Source organism: Synechocystis sp. IPPAS B-1465 (assembly GCF_003015225.1).
Lineage (GTDB): Bacteria > Cyanobacteriota > Cyanobacteriia > Cyanobacteriales > Microcystaceae > Synechocystis.
Genome location: NZ_CP028094.1, coordinates 2916662 through 2939408 on the forward strand (window position 1 = coordinate 2916662; position 22747 = coordinate 2939408).

Annotated in this window: 23 protein-coding genes and 1 pseudogene; 14 read left to right on the top strand and 10 right to left on the bottom strand. The window is 46.4% G+C overall.

Features of this window, described 5'->3' with window-relative positions; translation table 11 throughout:
- Positions 1-32: 32 nt before the first annotated feature.
- From C7I86_RS13720 to C7I86_RS13730, 3 genes are all read right to left on the bottom strand, one after another.
- Positions 33-1190: a DUF2974 domain-containing protein gene (locus C7I86_RS13720; RefSeq protein ID WP_020862043.1), complete on the bottom strand. Its 1158-nt coding sequence runs from the start codon at positions 1188-1190 to the stop codon at positions 33-35.
- Positions 1177-1644: a hypothetical protein gene (locus C7I86_RS13725; protein ID WP_010873810.1), complete on the bottom strand. Its 468-nt coding sequence runs from the start codon at positions 1642-1644 to the stop codon at positions 1177-1179. The genes C7I86_RS13720 and C7I86_RS13725 overlap by 14 nt, the downstream gene beginning before the upstream one ends.
- Positions 1645-1715: 71 nt before the next feature.
- Entirely contained in the window at positions 1716-2954 is a 1239-nt protein-coding gene (locus tag C7I86_RS13730; protein ID WP_010873811.1) for an LL-diaminopimelate aminotransferase, read from the bottom strand.
- A gap of 182 nt (positions 2955-3136) precedes the next feature.
- Here C7I86_RS13730 and C7I86_RS13735 point away from each other — a divergent pair, with 182 nt between their 5' ends.
- The 5 genes and pseudogenes from C7I86_RS13735 to C7I86_RS13755 all read left to right on the top strand — a co-directional run bounded on the left by C7I86_RS13735 (position 3137) and on the right by C7I86_RS13755 (position 6949).
- Positions 3137-3754 carry a DedA family protein gene (locus tag C7I86_RS13735; protein WP_010873812.1) on the top strand — a complete coding sequence of 206 codons (618 nt, stop codon included), beginning with the start codon at positions 3137-3139 and terminating at the stop codon, positions 3752-3754.
- A gap of 131 nt (positions 3755-3885) precedes the next feature.
- Positions 3886-5403, top strand: coding sequence for a mechanosensitive ion channel domain-containing protein (locus C7I86_RS13740; protein ID WP_010873813.1), 1518 nt, complete (start codon positions 3886-3888; stop codon positions 5401-5403).
- Between the two features lie 222 nt (positions 5404-5625).
- A pseudogene (locus C7I86_RS13745) lies at positions 5626-5781 on the top strand (IS701 family transposase); the annotation flags it as partial.
- 58 nt (positions 5782-5839) lie between these two features.
- Positions 5840-6619 (top strand): IS5 family transposase, encoded by a 780-nt coding sequence (locus tag C7I86_RS13750; protein ID WP_010873815.1) that lies wholly within the window; start codon positions 5840-5842, stop codon positions 6617-6619.
- A gap of 45 nt (positions 6620-6664) precedes the next feature.
- Positions 6665-6949, top strand: coding sequence for a hypothetical protein (locus tag C7I86_RS13755; protein ID WP_020862042.1), 285 nt, complete (start codon positions 6665-6667; stop codon positions 6947-6949).
- Between the two features lie 137 nt (positions 6950-7086).
- On the opposite strand, the gene C7I86_RS13760 is transcribed toward C7I86_RS13755, so the two are convergent.
- Genes C7I86_RS13760 through C7I86_RS13770 form a run of 3 tightly spaced genes read right to left on the bottom strand, consistent with a single transcriptional unit; the run spans position 7087 to position 8747 of the window.
- Complete coding sequence (locus tag C7I86_RS13760) at positions 7087-7539, bottom strand: biopolymer transporter ExbD (RefSeq protein ID WP_010873816.1); 453 nt, start codon at positions 7537-7539, stop codon at positions 7087-7089.
- A complete protein-coding gene (locus C7I86_RS13765; RefSeq protein ID WP_010873817.1) occupies positions 7536-7979 on the bottom strand; it encodes a biopolymer transporter ExbD in 444 nt (147 codons plus the stop codon). The genes C7I86_RS13760 and C7I86_RS13765 overlap by 4 nt, the downstream gene beginning before the upstream one ends.
- Positions 7980-7982: 3 nt before the next feature.
- Positions 7983-8747: a MotA/TolQ/ExbB proton channel family protein gene (locus C7I86_RS13770; protein ID WP_010873818.1), complete on the bottom strand. Its 765-nt coding sequence runs from the start codon at positions 8745-8747 to the stop codon at positions 7983-7985.
- A gap of 211 nt (positions 8748-8958) precedes the next feature.
- Here C7I86_RS13770 and C7I86_RS13775 point away from each other — a divergent pair, with 211 nt between their 5' ends.
- From C7I86_RS13775 to C7I86_RS13785, 3 genes are all read left to right on the top strand, one after another.
- Positions 8959-9999: a Fe(3+) ABC transporter substrate-binding protein gene (locus C7I86_RS13775; RefSeq protein WP_010873819.1), complete on the top strand. Its 1041-nt coding sequence runs from the start codon at positions 8959-8961 to the stop codon at positions 9997-9999.
- Positions 10000-10171: 172 nt separating this feature from the next.
- Positions 10172-10966 (top strand): hypothetical protein, encoded by a 795-nt coding sequence (locus C7I86_RS13780; RefSeq protein ID WP_223211296.1) that lies wholly within the window; start codon positions 10172-10174, stop codon positions 10964-10966.
- Complete coding sequence (locus tag C7I86_RS13785) at positions 10963-11463, top strand: pentapeptide repeat-containing protein (RefSeq protein ID WP_010873821.1); 501 nt, start codon at positions 10963-10965, stop codon at positions 11461-11463. The genes C7I86_RS13780 and C7I86_RS13785 overlap by 4 nt, the downstream gene beginning before the upstream one ends.
- Here C7I86_RS13785 and C7I86_RS13790 read toward each other — a convergent pair.
- Together C7I86_RS13790 and C7I86_RS13795 are read right to left on the bottom strand one after the other, a co-directional pair.
- Positions 11460-13880, bottom strand: coding sequence for an ATP-binding protein (locus C7I86_RS13790; protein WP_010873822.1), 2421 nt, complete (start codon positions 13878-13880; stop codon positions 11460-11462). The two genes, C7I86_RS13785 and C7I86_RS13790, sit on opposite strands and share 4 nt — an antisense overlap.
- Before the next feature lie 2 nt (positions 13881-13882).
- Positions 13883-14872 (bottom strand): ABC transporter substrate-binding protein, encoded by a 990-nt coding sequence (locus tag C7I86_RS13795; protein ID WP_020862037.1) that lies wholly within the window; start codon positions 14870-14872, stop codon positions 13883-13885.
- A gap of 75 nt (positions 14873-14947) precedes the next feature.
- On the opposite strand from C7I86_RS13795, the gene C7I86_RS13800 reads away from it, so the two are divergent.
- The 6 genes from C7I86_RS13800 to C7I86_RS13825 all read left to right on the top strand — a co-directional run bounded on the left by C7I86_RS13800 (position 14948) and on the right by C7I86_RS13825 (position 19500).
- Complete coding sequence (locus tag C7I86_RS13800) at positions 14948-15562, top strand: N-acetyltransferase (RefSeq protein WP_010873824.1); 615 nt, start codon at positions 14948-14950, stop codon at positions 15560-15562.
- 93 nt (positions 15563-15655) lie between these two features.
- A complete protein-coding gene (locus C7I86_RS13805; RefSeq protein WP_010873825.1) occupies positions 15656-16189 on the top strand; it encodes an AbfB domain-containing protein in 534 nt (177 codons plus the stop codon).
- Positions 16190-16390: 201 nt separating this feature from the next.
- On the top strand, positions 16391-16693 hold the full coding sequence (gene purS, locus C7I86_RS13810) for a phosphoribosylformylglycinamidine synthase subunit PurS (RefSeq protein WP_010873826.1): 303 nt from the start codon (positions 16391-16393) through the stop codon (positions 16691-16693).
- Positions 16690-17364, top strand: coding sequence for a phosphoribosylformylglycinamidine synthase subunit PurQ (gene purQ / locus C7I86_RS13815; protein ID WP_010873827.1), 675 nt, complete (start codon positions 16690-16692; stop codon positions 17362-17364). The genes purS and purQ overlap by 4 nt, the downstream gene beginning before the upstream one ends.
- 58 nt (positions 17365-17422) lie before the next feature.
- Positions 17423-18352, top strand: a complete 930-nt coding sequence (locus C7I86_RS13820; protein WP_020862035.1) for an EamA family transporter — start codon at positions 17423-17425, stop codon at positions 18350-18352.
- A gap of 257 nt (positions 18353-18609) precedes the next feature.
- Positions 18610-19500, top strand: a complete 891-nt coding sequence (locus C7I86_RS13825) for a hypothetical protein (RefSeq protein WP_010873829.1) — start codon at positions 18610-18612, stop codon at positions 19498-19500.
- A gap of 150 nt (positions 19501-19650) precedes the next feature.
- Here C7I86_RS13825 and C7I86_RS13830 read toward each other — a convergent pair whose 3' ends face one another.
- Together C7I86_RS13830 and C7I86_RS13835 are read right to left on the bottom strand one after the other, a co-directional pair.
- Entirely contained in the window at positions 19651-21705 is a 2055-nt protein-coding gene (locus C7I86_RS13830) for an FAD-dependent oxidoreductase (protein WP_010873830.1), read from the bottom strand.
- Positions 21706-21927: 222 nt separating this feature from the next.
- A complete protein-coding gene (locus C7I86_RS13835) occupies positions 21928-22488 on the bottom strand; it encodes a DUF2808 domain-containing protein (protein WP_010873831.1) in 561 nt (186 codons plus the stop codon).
- Between the last annotated feature and the right edge of the window lie 259 nt (positions 22489-22747).

Here is a 22747-nt window from a genome sequence, read left to right on the forward strand (position 1 = left end):
TTGGGGGGGTCAGGGGGGCAGTTCAAAAACGATCAAACGGCGGCGATTGGATAATCTCTGGACTGATCCGTTTCCACTTCCCTATCCACTGCTCCCTGGTAGGTATCCACCACATGGTTGGGTAAGATGTCCCCTCCTTGGCTGAGGAAACTCCAACTTTGCCCGACATGGACATAGGTGCCTAACCCCGTAGTGGGGGGCAGGAGGGGAATCACGTCTGCGAGGTTAACAATACGGTAACTGTTGGGCACTTGGCGGGAATGGAGTTGGGCAAAGGTCACATCGCCGACCCTGGGGCAGGCATAGCTATAAAGTTGAATCTGGGACCGTAAGTTGGGGAGGTTAACCGCTAGATCCAACGCCGCCAGCACCGCCAGGGAAGCCCCCAAACTATGGCCAGTGACGTAACAGGGCACGGCCGGGTCTAACTGCTGGGCAATTTCCCTCGGAATGGGACTGACAATACGGAGATAATTTTCGATAAAGCCCTGGTGAATTTTGCCAAAATATTGCCCCGATCGCCGTTCGGTGAAGGGAATTTGTTGGGCCCGGAGATTATTGACCCATTCCATGGTGGTTTGGGTACCCCGAAAAACAATGAGATTGCGGCGGGGAGAACTGAGGATAAAACCCAGGTAAACGGGGATTTCCTGGGTTACTTTGACCACTTGACGAATGGTTTCCCCCAGGGAATCTTCCGCTTGGTCCCAGGTTTTATCTAAGGGGTCACCGGTATTATCCAGGGGAATTTGCACCGCAACGGATTCGGAAATGTGAGCTTCCCTACCGCGAAAAGAAGCAATTTGTTTATACTCATCCAGGTCGGAGCTATAGGCCGGTAACTGGCGAATATTGCCGTCGTAGCTAGGGATGGTTTTCCCAGTTAAGTATTGCTGGGTGGCGATTTTACTGCAACGGATCAGCAATTGGGAAATTTGGCGATCGTAGGGCAGGATAGGGGGAGTGAGCCTAACACTGTTAATAATTTCCTCGCCCCGGTAAATTTTTTCCGCATCCGCTTCAAAGGCGGCATTTAACATGCTGGTGCGGTCGGTGTTGGCCGCTTGGGCTTTGGCTAATGCCTGTAATTCCCTGATTTCCTGGCGATGGCGTTCCTCCCGGCCTATGGTGAATGCTCCCCCCAGGGCCACTCCCCCCAGCAATAGTCGGCGGCGGTTAAAGATGCCCATGGTTGATGCTCTCCTGGTCGGGCTGGACTGGTTGATGGAAACGATGCCCCAAAGCGCCATTGGCATAGTACTGGTTGGTGCTTTGGCCCAACATCCAAGTGAGGGTAAACAGCCCCGCAAAGCCTTTAAAACTGTCGAAATAGGGCACCCAAATCCCGATCGCCAGTAGGGTGACCCAAACCACAGCGGCGGTAATTACTGCGCCAATGGCCCCAAAAATGTTACCGGCGATCGCCAACAGGTCTTGGCCCCGGGGAAATTGCCAAATCTTACCAATGTCCCGGCACATCTTCACCAGCAGAAATAACACCAACAGCAAGCGCAGGGAATAGTAACCGGCGATCGGCAACAGAGTAATTAAACTGGTGCCCAAGGCGTAATCGAAAACTAAATCCCTGGCCTGCTTGGCCCGGTGCAGATTTTTTTGCCAAAGTTCGACGGTTGACTGCACCATGTTTTCAAACCTTTCAAACTGGAATGGCAATTGATAAAGGCGTAGAGCTAGAGCTACCTTTGGGAGGGATTCTAACCCAATTTGAGGGTGGAAGTGATTCGTTCCATCGCTTCCTCCACATTGGCCCGACTATTGAAAGCCGAAATGCGGAAATAGCCTTCCCCCGCCGCGCCAAAGCCAGAGCCTGGAGTGCCCACCACATTAACTGTGTGTAATAACTTATCGAAAAAGTCCCAACTGCTCAGGCCATGGGGGGTTTTGACCCACACATAGGGAGCGTTAATGCCACCATAAACCTGCAAACCAGCGGCGGCTAATTTCTCCCGAATAATGCGAGCATTTTCCAAATAAAAAGCAATCAGTTCCTGTACTTGGGCTTGGCCTTCGGGGGAATAGACGGCCTCTGCCCCTCGCTGGATAATGTAGGAAACGCCATTAAATTTGGTGGATTGGCGGCGGTTCCAGAGTTTCCATAGCTCCACGTCACTGCCGTCGGCGGCTTTAGCCGTTAAGGTTTTGGGCACAACGGTTAACGCACAACGGGTACCGGTGAAACCAGCATTTTTAGAAAAAGAGCGAAACTCAATGGCGCAATCCCTCGCTCCTTCAATTTCATAGATGGAATGGGGCAAAGTGGGGTCAGTGATAAATGCCTCGTAGGCCGCATCGAAAAAGATGATCGAGCCGTGGGCCAGGGCATAATCTACCCACTGTTTCAAATAGGCCTTAGTGGCAGTGGCTCCGGTGGGGTTGTTGGGAAAACAGAGATAGATTAAATCTACTTTTTTGCTTGGTATGGCCGCGACAAAGTCATTTTCGGCCGAAATGGGGAGATAGACTAAACCACCGTATTCCCCTTTTTCATTGGCATCGCCGGTATGGCCCGCCATCACATTGGTGTCCACATAAACGGGATAAACAGGGTCAGTGACAGCGATGGTGTTATCTTTGCCGAAAATATCGAGGATATTGCCGGTGTCACATTTAGAACCGTCGGAGATGAAAATTTCTTCGGCGTTAACCTCACAGCCCCTAGCTTGGAAATCGTGCTGGGCAATTTTTTCCCGCAACCAAGCGTAACCCTGTTCCGGGCCGTATCCTTTGAAGGTTTGGCGATCGCCCATGTCGTCGATGGCTTTGGCCATGGCCTGGCGACAAGCAAGGGGCAGGGGTTCCGTTACATCTCCAATACCAAGTTTGATCACCTGGGCGTTAGGATTGGCAGTGGTGAAAGCATTTACCCGCCGAGCAATTTCGGGAAACAGGTAACCGGCTTTCAGTTTGAGATAGTTGTCGTTGATACTGGCCATGGCTTGGTGATTAAAGGGCGATCGCCATTATAAAAGGTGAGTTACCCCTCGCCCCAGGGGAAATGGCAATGGGTTTATGCTCGCTCCAATCAATACTGCTCCCGTTGGTTTAATCATGGTGACGGCCATAGCTAGTCCAAATTTCTGCTAAAACCTATCCTTAACACCCCCATCGAACATTTATGTCCCAGTGGATCACAGAATGGATTCCCCAAGTAATGAATCAATTGGGCTATGGGGGAATTAGCCTTTTAATGTTTTTGGAAAACTTATTTCCTCCCATTCCGTCTGAGTTGATCATGCCCTTAGCTGGTTTTGCCGTTGCCCAGGGAAAATTGGAATTATTCCCGGCGATCGTTGCAGGTATTATCGGTACAATTCTGGGAGCTTATCCCTGGTACTACATCGGTAAATGGGTCAGCGAAGAAAGGCTAGAACAACTGGCTGACCGTTATGGTAAATGGATTGGCCTAGACGCCAAAGATATCCATAAATCGAACGTTTGGTTTGGTCGCTATGGCCATCAATCCGTCTTTTTTGGACGCCTAGTGCCTGGTATTCGTACCATTGTTTCCTTGCCCGCAGGCGTCAATGCCATGGGTTTGATTTCCTTTACTCTCTACAGTTTGGGGGGCATATCTCTCTGGGTAACTTTTTTAGCTAGCGCAGGTTACAAACTGGGTGATCATTACGAACTGGTGGAGCAATATTTGGGGCCAGTGTCAAAAATTGTCCTAGTTAGTATAGTCGCTATTCTTGTGCTGTTAATTGTTCGCAAACAGCTACGTCGAAGGGCTTAATTTTTAGGATCCAGCTTCAATCCTATTTCGATGGTGAATTTTTCAGTTACCCATCCCCCTATCCCCATGAACCTTAGACTAAAATCGGGTCTTGGCCACATTCAAACATCCCGATTCTGGGGAAACTTACTGTGATTGCACAAATTAATCCACCACCACAAGGACCAGGGCCCCAGGCGATCGCCAATGTGCTTGAACAATGGCATTTCCTGAACATTTGGCTGTTTGAAACACTGAATACTCCCATCTTCAAATTGGGCACTGAAAGCATCACTTTATGGTGGATTATTCAAGCCTGTTTTCTCCTTTTGCTGGTAGGAGTATTCGCCAAAGCTACTAAACAATTCCTAAAAAAGTTCCTACTGCTCAAACTTAGATTTAGTGAAGGTAACCGAGAAGTAATTGGTACATTAACTAGTTTGGGGGTGGCCGTATTAGGCTTTATCGTTGTATTGCAAGCCATGGGCTTGGAACTAGCTAGCTTTGCAGTAATTATGGGGGGACTAGGGATTGGCATTGGTTTTGGCTTGCAGGAATTAACTAGGAATTTAGTCAGTGGTTTGACAATTTTCGGCGAAAATAAACTTAAAGTTGGTGACTTAATTGAATTTAATAATCACATTGGTTACATCAAGGAAATTTCCATTCGCTCTACCATCATCCGTACCTTTAGAGGTAGTGACCTAGTGGTGCCCAACACGGATTTAACCAGCAATTTAGTTGTTAACTGGAATTATGAAAATTGTAGTGGCCGCCTGGAAGTACCAGTTAGTGTGGAATATGGCAGTGACCTAGTTTTGGTCACGGAAGTGCTATTGGAATCCGCCGCCATGGAAAAAAATATTGTCAGCGAGCCCGCACCAAAAGCAGTTTTCCTTGGATTTGGGGACAATTCTCTTAATTTTGAACTCTGGGTTTGGACTGAAAGAATTGACCAAAGATTTCTCATCTTTAGCTCCCTTAATCACATCATTCAATATAATTGTCGTCGTCGAGGAATTAATATGCCCTTTCCCCAAAGGGATATCTGGTTGAGAAATCCAGAAAGTATCTGTCTAGCAGTTAGTGATCAAGACAACAACGCTACAGTCCCCGGGAAAGAAGTAGGTGAATCCCCTACCCTCACTCAGCTACTGAAGAAAAACTTCTGCTTTCAAAAACTCAACGATCTTGAAATTAGAAATGTGATTGAAATGGGTAAACGATGGCATTTACAGCCAGGAGAAATTTTAATTAAACAAAACCAATACCACAGCTATTTTTGTATTGTGCTAACTGGGGCGATAGATGCAATTTATGAAAATGAAAAAATTAGCAACCGTATATTTACTTTCAAACAGGGAGAATTCTTTGGTGAGTTGCCATTAATGTTAGAAATTCCCTATCCCACTACTATGATAGCGGCCGAAGATTCCACTTTATTTTTGATTGGGAAAGATTGTTTTCATATATTGTTAGCAAACCATCCCCAACTATCAAATCTTGTCGCAGAAGAATTGGGTAAGCGCCAGGATGCTCTCCAGGGCTATGAACAAAAACTGAAAGAAATGGGACTACTCGAAGAGGCAGATCTAAAGAACCCGGTGGAATGGATTCGGCAAAGAATTAATAAGATTTTTGGTGTCAGTCAAGAATCTGCATATCGTTAAACCTATTTACGTTGTCGCCATACATTGACCTTAAATAAACCTCCAGCTTTCCTATTTTTATGAAAGATCAGAGGCTATCGCTCTTCTATCATTGTGGGTAGGATAAAATGGAGAAGATAGTCTGAAATGCAGAGGTGGTATATGGTTGCCCCACGTGAAGCAAAAGAAACAGTATAATTCATTGACAAATACTGCGAAGGATACAGAGACTTATTTCCAGAAGTGAGAAGCTTTGAATACTTTAAATACTTGCATCTAGGATTAATTGCGAATATAAAGAGAAAAACCTTCCCAGAAATAGCTAAGGTAGTAGGACTAGAAAATGGACAAGGATTTGACTATTTCTTCGGTAACAGCCCTTGGTCGTTAGAGCGTGTTTGAAAAGTAGGGTGAAGAATGGAAAATGGTGAAAAGAATAAAATTTTCACCATAATTAATGATAATCCGAGAATTTTACAGCACGGACATCACTGATAGCCAGTGGCAATTGGTAGAACCTCATTTACCCAAAGCAAAAACTGGGGGAAGAAAACGGAAAACTAGTCTGAGGGAGATACTCAATGCTATTTTTTACATGCTCAGAACGGGGTGTGCCTGGCGACTTCTGCCCCATGATTTTCCTAAATGGCGAACGGTCTATGGTTATTTCCAGCAATGGCACGAAGATGGTACCTGGAAAAAATTAAACCGTATCTTCCGTGAGAAAGTTCGGCTCAAAGCTGGAAGAAATACTCACCCTAGTGCCGGTTGTTTAGATTCACAGTCACTTAAAAAGGCTGGAACTGGCCAAGAAACTGGCTATGACGGCGGAAAAAAGGTCAATGGTCGTAAACGTACAATCCTCGTGGATACCATGGGATTACTTCTCGATGTTGTCGGTGCCCATCGCTCTGACCATCAGGGTCTGATTCTACTTGGCACCTGGTTTGCTCCCCTGTGGCAGTGCCTGCAAGTTATATGGACTGACAGCACCTTTGGCGGAAAGGATTTTATTTTCTGGGTGGAGCATACTTTTGGTTGGACCTTGAATGTGGTCAGCAAAAAGCAGGGACAAAAAGGCTTTGAAGTCCTACCCCGCCGTTGGGTAGTCGAGCGCACTTTTGCTTGGTTTGGTCGTTATCGTCGTTTAAGCAAAGATTATGAATATTTACCTACCACCAGTGAGACAATGCTCTATGTTGCCATGGTTCATCTCATGCTTCAAAGGCTTGCTTAAAACTTTTCAAACACTTTCTTACAAAAAGTAGATAAAATTGCATGGTTGATATTTAATGAATACCTAAAAGGATTTGCCGAAGTCGCTACTATTCCAGAAGAAGGAACTGGGTATATTGATAAGCTTTACATATCAAAGAGACGATATTTACAACCAGCTAAAGTTAACATCAAAATCTTAGATTCTAATTGTAGTGTTTGGCTTCCTTTTGGAAAATCGCTTGAATTTAAAAACTATGTAGATGCAAAAGAAGAAATTAAGAAACGTTTAAATAATGCTGGTTTTTCAAGTATAAAAATTTCCTTTAAGCAGGAATCAATTATTTCTTAAAAATTAGTAGAGGATTTTAGACAACCTCGGTTGATCGAACAGAAAAATATAAAAAATATCCTATTGGAGTGACAGAGAAAATCACTTTTTATCCAACACCTGTGTCGACTTATATTGATCATTGTTTCCATCCATACTCAAGGCATGGCCCCAGCACCAATTAAGAGGGAAACCCGATCACCGCCCACTTCCTTCAAGCTAGAGAGAATTTCAATGGCACTTTGATAGGGAACGTCCCCTGACACCCGCAGGTAAACGTAGCGCTGGGGGGACTGTTGCAAATAGTTAGGTAACTGCTGTAGAAGTTGAGCTTTTTCCACAGGGCGATCATTTACCGAGAGTTTTCCCCCTGGGTGTAACACCACTGGGAGAAATTGCGGCTCTTCCGGGTTTTCTAATGGCGCTTCGGCGGATTGGACCTCCGTAGTTTCAGCTTCCTGGGGTAAACGAACCAGCAAAGATGCTCCCTCTTCCGCTAGGTTGGCGGCAACGGCGACAAAAAAGGCCAACACGACCAGCATCACATTGAGCATGGGGGTAATTTCTAGTTCCGGCAATTTGTCCCGGTCTTGTCGGTGTCTAAATTTCATAGCTCTGGGTCTGATTTATGAACCACCAAAAGGACCCGATCGCCGCCTACTTCCACCATTTGGACTAATAAATCATCCACTTGACGATAGTTTAACTGTCCGTCCACCGTTAACCTCACCTCACCCTGGGGATGGGTCGCTAAAAAGGTGGCGATCGCCGTTAATAATTTATCCCTTTCGACGATATTGCCTCCCAGCAAAACGTCACCCTGACGATTTAAACCCACATCTAAACTAGGTGCCTTGACCTTTGTTTGGGGGGATGAATCCTCTTCTTTGGCAAAACCGCCTGCGCTCTCCGGTGGCTCTAGATCGGCGATCACCCTACCAGTCAAAGACATGGTTAAAATTACAAAAAAGGTTAATACCGACATCAAGACATCAATCATCGGTACTAAATTAATCCCTGGAGTCCTTGCCCCCCTGACTCGGCTTTTCATCGGTTATGGCTCAGCAATTCTAGCCGCCATTAATAAATTGGGCATTGGCTGATGAGGTTCGTACCAGACCTCACGGTAAATAAGTTCTAATTCACTGCCCACTGCGGCAAAATAATCCATTTGTTGGGACTGTAAACTGACCAAAACCCTAAATACTAACAGGGCAAAAATCGCCACCATCATCCCCGCTGCCGTGGTAATCAACGCTTCTCCAATGCCCGAGGCGGCCTGGGTAGCCTCCGCACTGGAGCCTCCTCCCCCGATATTGAGATTGTTAAAAGTGCGAATTAAGCCCGTTACGGTGCCTAACAAGCCCAAGAGAGGAGCTAGGGCAATGATAGTTTCCAGGAGTTTATCCCCCCGTCGCATTCGGGCAAATTCTTTATCGGCGGTGGCTTCCATGGCCAAACGGAAAGTTTCTGGACTAGGATGGCGTAGTTTAAGGGGAGCCAGCAGAAAACGACCAATGGCTAAATGTCGAGCATGTTCAGCAATTTCCCGAGCCTTTACCAAATCCTCAACCGCCGCATCGAGCACATCCCGCACAACCTGGTCTTCTTGAATCAGTAGGCGACTCCAAAACCAACCTCGTTCGAAGGCAGTGGTAAGGGCAAGGATGGACAGCAGTAACAAAGGAAACATCACTACCCCTCCCTTAAGAAACTCATCGAGTAGCCGCGGAGTTTGAGTCAAAAACAGGGGGGATGGGGCCATGGACAGAAAACAGGGAAATTTTCTAAATAATAATCTCTTGCAATTATCCAGCACAAGTGCTTCAATAATTTATGGATTATTGCACTTTATTTGCAATAAAGTTGACTATCCGAGGTTGACCCACTCCAGATGCCCATTAAGCTATCTATCACTAGCCAAACAAGCCCAGACATGGGGCCTAGTTCGGATTAAGGGGACTGGGTTGAGCCTGCACTATTGATTACTTTCATTTTAAATTGCCCACTATCCATTGCCCTAGACTTCGATGACAACTAAGATTTCCCGGCGGACTTTTTTTGTGGGCGGCACCGCCCTCACTGCCCTAGTGGTAGCTAATTTGCCCCGGCGGGCCTCTGCCCAGTCCCGCACGATCAACCTCTATTCTTCACGGCATTACAACACCGATGATGCCCTCTACGATGCTTTTGGCGAGGTTAACCTCATTGAGGCCAGTGCCGAAGAACTGATTGAGCGTATCCAAAGTGAAGGGGCTAATAGTCCAGGGGATATTTTATTCACCGTAGATGCCGGTATGTTATGGCGGGCGGAACAGGCGGGACTTTTCCAACCGGTGCGCAGCGGCAAGCTGAATGAGCGCATTCCCGAAAATTTGCGCCACCCTGATGGGCTATGGTATGGCTTCACCCAGAGAGCCCGGGTGTTGTATTACAGTCGCGACCGGGTCAATCCAGCGGATCTCTCCACCTACGAAGCCCTGGCGGATCCCCAATGGCGAGGAAAAATTCTGGTGCGCCCTTCCAGTAATGTATATAACCTTTCCCTAACTGCTTCCCGCATTGCCATCCATGGAGAGCCAGAAACCCGCCGCTGGTTACAAGGCTTGGTGGGTAACTTTGCCCGGCAACCGGAGGGTAATGACACGGCACAAATTCGTGCTATTGCCGCCGGCATCGGAGATGTGGCGATCGCCAATAGCTACTACTATATCCGCCTGCAAAAGTCCACCGATCCCGCCGATCAAGAAGTGGTGGAAAAAGTCAGCCTTTTCTTTCCAAACACTGGCTCCGGAGAGCGGGGAACCCATGTCAATGTCAGTGGGGCTGGGGTGCTGAAAAATGCCCCCAATCGAGACGCGGCGATCGCCTTCCTGGAATATCTAGCCAGTGATGACGCCCAACGTTATTTTGCTGAGGGCAACAATGAGTATCCGGTAATTCCAGGGGTACCCATTGATCCTGTGCTAGCCGCCCATGGCCAACTAAAAGGAGACCCCCTCAATGTTTCTAACTTGGGACGTTACCAACCCGATTCAGCTCGTTTAATGAATGAAGTTGGCTGGCAGTAATGCAAAAAAAATTGGACAATTGCCGGAGTTTGGCCTCTGATTATTGCATATAAATTGCATATAGGGGTTAGAACACGATATGGTTTTGGCAGGATCAAACGCCGTTCTCAAACTTTCAGAGGTACGGTGTTTTTGTTGCCAGTCTTCTGTTTCTTCCCTTTTTTTGGATTCCATGTGGCCCCTCTCCTGGCATCAGTTAAAATTTCCCCTAGCATTTATCTGTGCTTCTACAATCCATGGAGGGTTACTCTGGTTACCCTTGCCCCCCCCAGCAGCGGAGTTGGAGCCTCTCCCCCCCCCATCAAAGGATTCTGCTTCCGAGGCGATCGCCACAGTGCCCCTCGCCGACCTAGTGACACCGGCCCCCATGGCAGAACCTCCGCCAAAGAAATCCCCCCAAGTTTTAGCGCCTCTCCCTGGGTCTCAATCTGTTCGTGAAGTAGTGCCTGATGTTATAGCGCCACCACCATCTCCTCCCCAAACCACTCCTCTACCGAAAGCCTCCCCTAAAGCAGTAAAGGCACCCCAGGGCGAACCGAATCAAAGGCAGGACAACGAAAAAATTGAGCCTGAATCGGTTCCAGAATCCCGCTCTGACCAAGGGCAGGAGGTTGAGAATGAGATTAAAAGTATTGAACCCTCCTCCTTCCCTCAGCCTAAGAGGGAACTCATCGCTGGCATTGCCCACTTAGAAGGAGCTCAATCAGGATGCTACGGCTCAGAGGATTGTCATTTTCTGGCAGGGGCCACGGTGCGGGACGTCACCCAAGACCTCCAAGCCCGTTTGGAGGCACAAGGCTTCCGTCTGAGTGAGAGTTATCGAGATACGGGATTGCGGGTATATGAGGTTTATCGGCAAGACAAACTACCCCAATTTCTCCACATCGTCAGTGATAATGCGGGACGGGATGCGTTTTATCTTCTCTCCCCCCAACAAAAAACCTTAGAGGAACTTAGATCGCAATGAATAACAAAAAACTCAGCCTAACCCTGCCATTGGTAGGAATCCTAGCTCTGACGGCTTGTAATCAGCCCAAGGAAGAAATTGATCCCCTATCCCAGTTGCGGGAGAAAGGGGAATGTCTTGATTGCAATCTAGCGGGGGCAGACCTGCGGGAGTTTAATTTGGAAAATGCCCGCTTGAACCGTTCTGATTTATCGGGGGCAAATTTATCGGGGGTGAATTTACGGCGGGCGTTGTTGGACCGGGCCAACTTGACAGGGGCAAATCTGAGTGAAACGGATTTAACCGAAGCGGCCTTAACTGAAGCCAATCTGGCCGGGGCGGATTTGAGCGGCGCTAATTTGGAACGGAGTTTTCTGCGGGATGTGGATTTAACTGGAGCTAATCTGAAAGGAGCCAACCTAGCCTGGGCCAATTTAACGGCGGCCAACTTAACCGATGTCGATTTGGAGGAGGCGGAATTTTGGGAAACAACCATGCCCGATGGTTCTCGTCGTTAACGGGGAACGGGACAAGTCTCTTCCCGGACAATTTCCATTAAGCGATGGAAACGCACAGGTTTAACTAATAATTCGTTGGTGGCAATTTCTAGTTGGGCAATGTTACTTTTTGTCTGTTCTGTGGCATCCACTAAGGCAATAATTGTGATGGGGCTAGAGCCGAAAAATTTACGAATTTCATCCAATTTATCCTTCACTTCTTCCCCGGTATTGGCTAAATCCATCACCAATACATGGCAGGATTGATCACCGATTTTGACTAATTGGGTTAATTCCGCTGCGGTTGGATAAAGACAATTTAACCATTGCATTTGGTATCCTTTAGCTCGGAAATAACTACTTAGGGTGGTGGCATAGGCAGAATTTTTACTAATTAAAGTGATGATTATCGGAGTCGGACTGCCGTGATTAGTAACCTCCACCAGTTGCCCCCGGTGGCGCGGCCCATCTTTATCTTGAAAAACACAGGGAATGGTAATCTTAAAACGACTGCCCTCATTGAGCTTGCTGGTCACTGTCACTGAGCCGCCATGGAGTTCAACAATTTTTTTCACTAAAGATAAGCCCAATCCAGTGCCGTCATAGCGACGGTTAAGGGCGCTATCAATCTGCACAAACGGCTCAAAAATATTGTTTAGTCTATCCGCCTCAATGCCAATGCCAGTATCGAAAACAGTGAAACTTAACTGTGGTGGCGACTGGCTATTTTCTTTCCCCTGCTCCTTTATTAAGTCAGCCTGTACGACTACTTTTCCCCCTTCTGGGGTAAATTTAATGGCGTTATTCAGTAGGTTAATTAAAACTTGACAAAGTCGTCGCTTATCCACTAGCACATCAGGCAAATTGGGAATAATTTCAGACGACAAATTAATTTGTTTTTGGATCGCAAATTGTTGGACAAAAGTTAAACTATGATTGACCAATGCTGACACGCTGGTGGGGTTTAAATCCAAATCCATTCTGCCCGCTTCAATTTTAGAAAGGTCAAGAATATCATTAATTAATGAAAGTAAGTGTCGGCCACTATTTTCTACTATTTCTAACGACTGGACTTGTTTACCGTTGAGGGGACCATAAACTTGGTTTTGTAGAGTCTCTATCATGCCCAAAATGGAGTTGAGGGGAGTGCGTAATTCGTGGCTCATATTGGCCAGAAATTCGTCTTTGAGTTGAGTGGCTTTGGCTAAAATTTTGTTGGAAAGTTTTAGTTGTTCTTCTGCTTTTTTAATCTCCGTAATATCGGCGATCGTACCGATAATTTTCACAAATGCCTCCCCTTGTTCCTGATGGATTTGCCCCCGCAACAAACAATGATAAATTTCCCCATTGGCCGCTTCCAAACGGAGTTCTGTGGATAGTTCCATGGTGGGATCTTCCAAGCTTTGCTCAATGGCCTGCCAAAACATTGGGCGATCGCCAAGGTGAATGAAAAAATCCCCATCTGCCGGTTCAAGGGGTTGCTCAAAGCCAAGCCAAGTAATCAAATTGGGGTCCACTTCAAAGTAGTGTATTTTAGGCTGACATTCCCACACCCATACCCTTGTGGCCTGGGAAGCTAATTCATAGCGTTGGGCAATTTCCACATATTTTCTTTCGGCAATTTCTAGGGCTTCTCGTTGATAAATCTGCAATTGATTGAAGGTCTGCACCAGGGTTTGGCCCAAAAAACCAATTTCATTGCTCGGTAGAGGGGGCAAATTAAACTGCTCAGTATTGTCATAGTTAATTAAGGCCCGGTGCAGTTTCCCCAAAGGGAGCAACACCGCATATCTAATTAATAACCCTAAAAGCAGGAGAATTACTACTATCCCAATAATGAACGAACCCACCACGAGCAAAAGTCCCTGGTTAACCTCTCGGTTTAATTCCTGTTTTGATAGAATGGTGATTGCTACTCCCCGTCGGTGACTATTTTGATCACGGTAACTTTCTCCCTGCTCAGGGAAAGAGTAAGTGTTAAAGGGAAGAGCGTAAACCACCACTTCTTCTTCTTCAATTTGGGTAATTAGGGATTGGGGGATACCGCTGATGGAAACCTGTTCAAAAATAGGAAAAAGAGCTGGTGTGACTTGGGCATATTTTTCTCCCCGTACCATTTTTATTTCTCCACCATGGGCAATGAGAATGCCATTGGGATCAACGATTGAAATTGTTTGTACGTTGGGCCAAGTCGCATAGTTTTGGGCCAAACGATTGAGGCGATAAACATCCTTGGTTTCCACCAAACCTTCCGCCGCAAACTCTAAACCTTCGGTTAATCGCTGGGCCCTTGTGATAATATTAATTCTTGATTTTTCTTGTAATTGTTGCCTGGTTAAAACTACGGCTATGGCGCTGGTGATCATCAAAATAAGGGCGCAACCAGCTAGCAACTGGTAACGGAGAGGCCGGGTAAAACGTGGTTTCTCCTGAACCATTCTTAAGACCGCTCCACAGCTTGGGAAAACAGTCGAGAATTGATGACAATATCATCTCGAATAATCAGGCGATGACCATAACTTTCTAGTAGCAACCGATAGCCTCTAGAAATGACGGATTCTAATTGTCTTTGCACTAACATTTTTTCATTCAAGAGGCGATCGCCGTGAATCATCCCCTGGAAACCTTGGACAAAGACCTCCACAGGCACATCCAACTGTTGGGCCACAATGGTAAAAACTTCTTCGGGATTAGTTTCCACCGCATCCATCACCTCCAGCCATACCTGAATAAACCGAATTAATTCCTCCTGTTTTTCTTCAACTACTGCTGGACGGGTTATCAGACCATCCACCACCATGCTGTCGATTTCGGCCGTGGTGTAGATAATGTTTCCCCCAATTTCTTCTGCTGTTTTCTCCAACAGGGGGTCCCAAAGCACCGCTGCGTCAATGGAACCATCTTTGAGGTGATTGACTCCTTCTTCGTTCGATATGTCAATAATTTCCACTTCATCCAGGTCTAGGTCGTTGGCCCACAGAGCTTCTAGCAAAATTACGTGGGCAAGACTACCAAACCGGGCGCTAATCTTTTTGCCAGGCATCTGGGCCATGAAATTTAATCTCGGCCGGGCCACAATGCCGTCGGAACCGGCCGAAACATCGGCAACCAGGATAAACTCTGGGGTGTCTTGGGGAAAATCCAATTGCATGGCCTGGGGTAGGGGGGCAAAACTGGCATCCTGGTAGCCCCGCATTGTGGCCCGGAGATTATCATTCTGTTCTTCAAAATGAACTAATTTAACGTCTAGTCCCCGCTTGGTGAATAGACCCTTAGATTCGGCATACAGAATCACGCTATAGCCAGGCCAGTCATTCATGCCTACTATGAGCGGCTGTAAAACTTGCTTGGGACGCAGGCTAATTAAGGCGATCGCCGTTAGGATGAGGATAAGCCCAAACCCCAACAGCTTTTTAAGGGAATACTTCATTGCGGTCTGGGAAATATTAAGGGAATTGGCAAATCTGATCAATGCACCTATTCCGGCCAACACATTCAGTAACCTATGGAAAAATCACCGTTGAGTCCCCCCGGCTATTGCCTTTATAAAGGGACTACCAGAGATCGGCGGTTACTGGTGGATTTTCTGGAGCGTACCTACCATTCCCTTTTCCCGGAACTGTGCGACTTTCCCCATTTAGAACAAACAGTGGAAAGCTATTTTTCTTGGCGATCGCCATTGTGGTGGGTTGTGCCGGAAACGACCCAAGGAAATTCTAATCATAACGACCATGATAGCCCTTTTTTTCCACGGGAAGATCCCCTGGGATTAATGGCCCAAATCAATCCGACAATTGGGCCAGCCGATGGTTTTAATCAAACAAATTCGGCAGAGAAAATCACTCGTCCCCAACCCATTGCCGGCCTTTGGTTAGGTAACGCCATTGATCAGGTCACAGGCGATCGCCATGGACATATTTTCATGCTCTATGTGGAGCCGGCCCACCGTCGTCGGGGCATTGCTACTTCCTTGATGGAACAGGCCCAACAATGGGGCCAACAAAGAGGTGATCGATTAATAGCATTGCAGGTTTTTAGCCATAACCAAGGGGCAATGAAATTATATGAAAAATTTGGTTTTACTCCCCATGCTTTGGTCATGCAAAAAAGCTTGATATAATCGAGATATATCTAGGAAATAGGTTCACCAAAAAAGAGTCTAAGTATTAATTTACCAGCCTAGATTGTCGGATTAAACGGAAGGTAAAATAAAATGAAACTTTTACCACTTCTCCCCCTATTTGGCTTGACAGTGGCCTTAGCGATTCCCTCTATGGCTATTTTGGGTGGACCTAGGCAAATCCAAGCCCAAAGCCCTTATGTTCGTTATGAGTCAGTCAATTATCCCCAGCGTTACATACGTCACAGAAACTATCTGGGCTACATTGAACCCGTCAAGACAAGCTTAGATGAATTGGATTCTAGTTTTCGCGTCACAACAGGATTAGCAAACCCTAATTGCATTTCTTTAGAATCTAGAAACTTTCCGAATTACTTCCTAAGACATAGAAACTATCGCATAATTTTGTCTGCCAATGAAAACAATGATCTTTTTAGGCAGGATGCAACTTTTTGTCCAAGAAATGGATTAAATTCCCAAGGGGGAGTATCATTTGAATCAAACAATTATCCAGGTCACTATATTCGACATCGAAACTTTGAACTGTGGCTTGATAAATTTAGCGGATTTACAGAAAGCACAATTTTCAGAAATGACGCTACTTTCATTCAAAGAGATGTACCTTAAAATAGTTGTCAGTTTTTAACCCAACTCAAAGTCGTTAGCATCGCTTATTTTCAGCATAATTTGGCTAAGTGCCTTGGAATCAATAAAGCCTAGTTATGCACAAAATAATCCGGCGCTCTTTAGCAGTAAAGTGATTTCATTTTCGAGATCTAGATTTGGGGCTAGTCTTGCCGAGAAAGACTTTCTAAGGCAGGATTAACAGTGGCAGATTCCCCGGTAAGGCCCTCCATGTCCCATTCCTACCATTGTCGTATTTACGTTACCCTACGTCCCTCCGTGCTTGACCCCGCTGGGACTGCTGTGCAATCTGGTTTGCAACAATTGGGCTACGATGGCGTTTCCCAGGTCAGAATTGGTAAATACATTGAGTTAACCCTCGAGGCCCCGGACGAAGCCACCGCTTCCCAACAGCTAGACACCATGTGTGACCAACTATTGGCCAATACGGTGATCGAAAATTATTGCTTTGAAATTACCGCCCTAGAAGGTGCCGTCACACCATGACCAGTTTTGGTATTATTGTTTTCCCCGGTTCCAACTGCGATCGGGACATTGCCACCGTCACCGCCGGTTTATTAGACCAGCCAACTCGATTTATTTGGCACCAAGAAACCGATCTCCACGGGGTAGATGTGGTGGTTTTGCCAGGGGGCTTCAGCTACGGTGATTATCTCCGCTGTGGGGCGATCGCCAGATTTTCTCCTATTATGACCGCCATCATTGACCATGCCAACGCAGGCAAAAGGGTGTTGGGTATCTGTAACGGTTTTCAGGTGCTAACGGAAGTTGGTTTACTGCCGGGGGCTTTAATTCGCAATCGGGATTTACATTTCATCTGTGACCGGGTGACCGTGCGGGTTGAAAGTAACCAGACAGTCTGGACAAAGGGTTACCAATCCCAACAGGTAATCACCCTTCCCATTGCCCACGGCGAGGGCCGCTATTTTGCTGATGGGGATACGTTGAAAGCCTTGGAGGATAACGAGCAAATTCTCTTCCGCTACAGCAACGCCCAGGGGGAATTGACAACGGACAGCAATCCCAACGGTTCTTTGCACAATATTGCTGGCATTACCAATGTCCAAGGTAATGTGCTGGGCATGATGCCCCACCCAGAACGGGCGGCCGATCGCCTACTCAAGGCCACTGATGGCCTGGCCATGTTTATCAGTTAGGTTAGTCCATGAAGGCAAGTATGGCCTATTCACATCTAAACGAAGAGGATCATTAACTTTGCTCACCGGAGCTAAACGCTTAACGTTAACGGAGTGGAAAACCATTGGCCTCCTGCTGACCATGGTCACTACCCAGGTGTTGGGGGATATTTGGCTCAGCCGGGGCATGAAAGTGTTCGGCGCAGTGGAAGATTATAGTCTTGCAGGTTTGTGGACATTGTTTCTCTATCTGCTCACTTCCCCCTGGATTGTGGTGGGGGTAATCACGTTACTGTTTGCCCTGTTTCTCTATTTCACCGCTACATCCCGGCTGGATTTAAGTTTAGTTCTGCCCCTATTTTCTTCCAGCTACATTCTCAATGCCCTACTGGCATGGCTAATACTGGGGGAAGAAGTTTCCTTTTACCGTTGGCTGGCCACTTTTATGATCGCCAGTGGAGTATTTATTGTCTGTTGGTCAGAACATCGCCACCGTTCCCAACTAATGGGGGAAAAGTTTAGCCCGACCCCAGCCCCGGTCGTACCAGTTAAGTCTTCCCGGCGATCGCCATTGTGGTTATTTCCTGTGGGCATTGCCCTTTCTCGGGTTTGGTTTGGCATTTTGATTTTAATTTTCACCGATTCCGCTGGGGACGTACTCATTGCCCGGGGCATGAAACAAATTGGCCCTGTGAGGTTACAATCGCCCCTGAAAATGGTCAAGTTAATTGGTCGTATTCTTTCCCATCCCTCAGTGTTAGGGGGCATTGGTTGCCAAACCATCAGTTTTGTTACTTTTATTTCCCTGCTCAGTTGGACCGATATTAGCCTGATCCGACCAGCGGGGGCATTGGGTTACGTCATGAGCCTATTGGGGGCCAAATTTTTGCTGAAAGAAACCATTCCCCTGGCTCGGTGGCTGGGCATCGGCGTGATTACCGCTGGGGTAGCCCTTATCGCCCTCGACGAAGTTAATTTGGTGGATCAAATTTTGCTATTTTTCCTGTAGACAAAGCAATTTGGCGATCGGCCTAGTTGTTTATTCTAGTCCCATCAAGGAGCAGTGGAATAGCAAGATCCATTACTAAAAGCATTTTAAAAATTATTCAATGGAATTATTTTATTTGTCCCAAAGTATTGACATAGCTATTGATTAACTTTCTGACTAAAATAGTCCACCATCACAGTTAATCAATTTACACAATTCCACCCATAAATAACCCACTTCCTCATTAAAATTGAGATATCCGAATTGGAATTTTAATTATGAAGACTTCTATTTTATCTGCATCAACTTTGCTGATTCTTGGCTTAACCAGTTTAATTCCAGCCATGGCCCAATCTCAAAGTATTACCTGCTTGAGGGAGGGCAGTTTTATTACCTGTCCTGGCTATGGACGTTTTGATTATACTTCTGATAATCGTTATAACCGTGAGTCAGAGATAAATAACCTTTTTATACAGGTTTTGGGGCGTAACGCCACCAGCAATGAATTACGGGACTTTACCCAGACTATTAATAACCGAGGTTGGTCTTTGGCACAAGTCAGAGAAAACCTAGTTAATAGTGAAGAATTTTACCAATCTGTTAATAGCTTTTACCGAGAATCCTTAGGCCGAAATATTGATGACAATGGCTTAATGCATTATCGTAGTGTAGTTGTTAATGGCCAAAACTTAGGAAATATTCGCAACGAAATCAACAATAGCACTGAAGCCAGAAACTTAAATAATGGCGGTAATTATAACCAAGGCAATAATTCTGTACGACAACGTCAATTCAATGACATGTATGTTCAAGTGTTGGGTCGTAATGCCAACTCCAACGATGTAAGGGATTACAATCGGTCAATGAACAGTAATCGTAATTATTCCTTGCTCGAAGCCCGTCAAGATTTGGTAAACAGCCAAAAATTTAAAACAGCAATGGATAGCTTATATCAACAATATTTAGGACGTAATGCTGACACAGTGGGGCTACAAGGTTATCGCAATGCAGTCATGGCTGGTAGTACTTTTGATAATATCAAAAATGAAATCTCCAATAGTCCTGAAGCTGAACGATATCAAGACAATAGCGATAATTCAAGCAATCCATCCAGTGGGACTTCAATCATGAAAGGGCTTCTTTGTGGAATTACTAATATATGTTTTTGATGAATTTCACAAATAAAATCAAGGAGTTCATTTAAAAAAAATTGAGAGAAAGGGGTAAAGGCAGCAATATCTCTCTTTTTTTTAAATTTATAGCGGCAGCAAAAGCATATTTCAATTAAGGAAAAATACAAAATTAGAACTTTAAAACTCCTATTTCCAATTTTCAAAGCTGGTGAAAATAGACGTGTTGGGAAAAGCTGTCGGGTTGCCAGTACTGTCAATTTTGCGCCGCAACTGTAACAATTTTTGATTGGCAATTAAAGCGGTTTGATTTACCAATTGATAGGGTAAATAATCATTTTGCAACGCATCCGCCGCCACAATACCCGCCGCCGCCCCAGAAGACCATTCAAAGGAATGCACCCGATAGGCCGCCGCCGCAATATGACTAGTGGCAATGGTTTTTCCCACCACTAAGAGATTATCGACGCGTTGGGGAATCATGGCCCGCAGGGGAATTTGGAACGGGTAGGAAGGAGTATGGGCTTGGCGTTCCCCCGGTCGCTCGATGTTGCCGGGTTTTTCCACTGGATATTCCAGATAACAGGGATGAAAATCAATGTTGTAATGGCCAATGCCCACGGAATCAGGATACATGGTGGCCCGCTGGCGACGCTCCACTGCATCGGGGGAAAGGCTACCATCAAGCACATCCAAACCGTCAATGCCCGCTAGCTCTGCGTGTAAACGACGGTAATCCCTAGGAGAAAGATTTTCCCGGTAAAAATCGTCTTTAAAATCCTGGCGGGAAATATCCGTTTCATTGATTTCAAATCCGTTGGGGTAAATAAAATCCGGCCGGCCAATGATTCTGCGCCCTTCCCGAATATAGGGAAACTTGGAAAGACCATGCTCGGTGCCCATGGGACTATCCAGCCCCTTCAGCAAACGGTTATTGGGATTGGGCGTTTTGACATTGTCGCCCAGCTTGGCATCGGTGGTACCCGCCACTAACCAATGGTAAAAACCCAAGGCGATTTTTTCGCCATTGGCTAAGCTTTCCGTCCGCAGTCCCCCTAGCCAACCCCCTGGTTCCAGTTGTCCTGTTTGTTGTAGTTGCTCTCTGGTGTAAACAAAATTGTCCCTAGGAGTACCGGGAGTGTAATCGTTTCCCGGCAACCAGTTTTGCATGGAAATTTCCCCTGGCTGGGTGGGACTAACCCCAAAGCGATTTTTCGGTTGGTTAGGGGTAGCAGGCTCAAAAATACCTAGCCCATCGGGACTCCAAATGCGTCGATAGGTAAACAGCGCATCAAAATCAAACCGGGATTGGTCGTAGCTGTAATAGGGAGTAAATCTTTGGTAAAAATCCGGCTCTGGTTGGGGTTGGGGCTCGGTGGTGGCCTCCATGGCAAAGGTGTAGGTGAAGCCCTGGGTACAGTAGGCAAAGCCTTCCACACTAGAAGAGGAGGGATCAAGATAGGTGCGGGGATCCACTCCTACCCGGTAGGGCACATCTGCTAAACCAATTAATTCCCCGGTTTCCGTAGCTTCCACCACCAACCATTGGGCTGTTCTACCCTGGTTACTTTGGGGCGCAGTGAAGTTAATGATAGTTTTAGTGAATTGCTCCGAATCTTCGTAGCGGTAACTATCTTCAATGGTCTGGGATAAAAACTGACTGTTCAACGGTGGGGCGTTGGGAGCCGGTTGGTGCTGAATGGCGATCGCCTGAATAATTTCTTCTCCTGCTTCCCCAAGGGCGGTGGGGGCTAAGACTAATTCTTTGATAACCGTGTTAGGAAACCATTGCAGAGTGCCCTGGCCTTTCTTTTCTGCATCCTCCAGCATTGCCATCAGAATGTCATGGCCATCCTTGGGTAGGAAACAAGAAGAGCGGCTTACCCAGCATTTGCCGGGATTTTGCACACCGTAGAAATCCTTAATCCGTTGCCGTAGCTCCAGATAACCCCGGGGATAAAACAACTTATCCGTTTGGGTTGGCCGTTCATCGAGGGCGGCGGTGCCCTGGGAAGTAAGTTGACCCCCCACCCAATCCGTCAGCTCCGTCATGCAAACATTTTTCCCCGCCAACAGACCTTCATAGGCCGTTGCTGTGCCGGCTAATCCACCCCCCACTATCAAAATTTCGCACTCCACTGTCTTGTCCACTGGCCTGGGAGGAGCAGTTTGCCCAGGGGCGATCGGCCAGGAAAAAATTGCCAGAAAAATAGCCGCAACAGTTCGGCGGCAGTAGGTAATCATCAAAGTTATCGCTACTCAATGCAATTAATAAAAACCAAGGAAATGCCGTTGGTAAAGATCACACAGATAAGATTGAATTAGTGTCAATCTAACCTGAATCTAAACCTGAGGGACAATTTAAAATCACAGGTTCAGAAGGCGGGGACAAAAATTATCCTTGACCCGTCTTTGCCAGTCTTGTCAATCGAAACCCCGACAAAAGTCCCCCATAGGATAAACCAACTAGCGGTTAATACTCACAATCCAAGTCCCTAAATAAACTCGGACGGGAATATCACCGGATACCATGGCATCGGCCACCATGTAATAAGTTCCAAGGCTGGGGTTAGTAACATTGGAAAGGGTAATGGTCACCTGACTGTTGGGTTCTGCTGGCTCTGCCAAAACAATCTGTAAAAAGCGACTTTCTTTGTCCCAAACCACATCTTCAATTTCAATGTTTCCCTGGCGTTTAGTTTCAACCCGGACTTTATCTACATCGAAAGTGCCATCAAAATTTTCGGGGTAGGAAACGTATAGAACTTTCGCCCCCTGGGTCATTTTCTTGGCGGGGATATACAGTTTATAGCGGTCCCTTTGACCAGAACGACCGTTGAATTGTAAGTAGTAATCCAGAATATCGCTACGATTATCCACCCCACTAAAAATAGTGAATCCAGAGTTACCTTGGGCAAAACCAATGGCAGGCAACCCCATCACCAAAACACCACTTAGGGAGAGAAGCGCGAGTAGTTTTTTGGACAATTTAGCTTGGGAAAATTTAGGCATAGATGGCATAGACATGGCTTGGCCTCCGAGGAAATTGAGATGGAAAAGGGGGAATGTCTAGTGGAAATCTATTTGAGAAATCCTCAAGAGTTAGCAATTGAGGCAACAGAACCGGGCATAGAACAAAGCTTGCAAACAAGCCTGAGCCCGAAAATAGTAACTGGATGACGGCATTGACCGCCCAACTACTAGCATAGCCAAAGAAATTGCCGAACCAAGGCATGGCCCAAGGCGGCATCAGCTTCAAATTACTTAACCAAGACTATCACCCCGT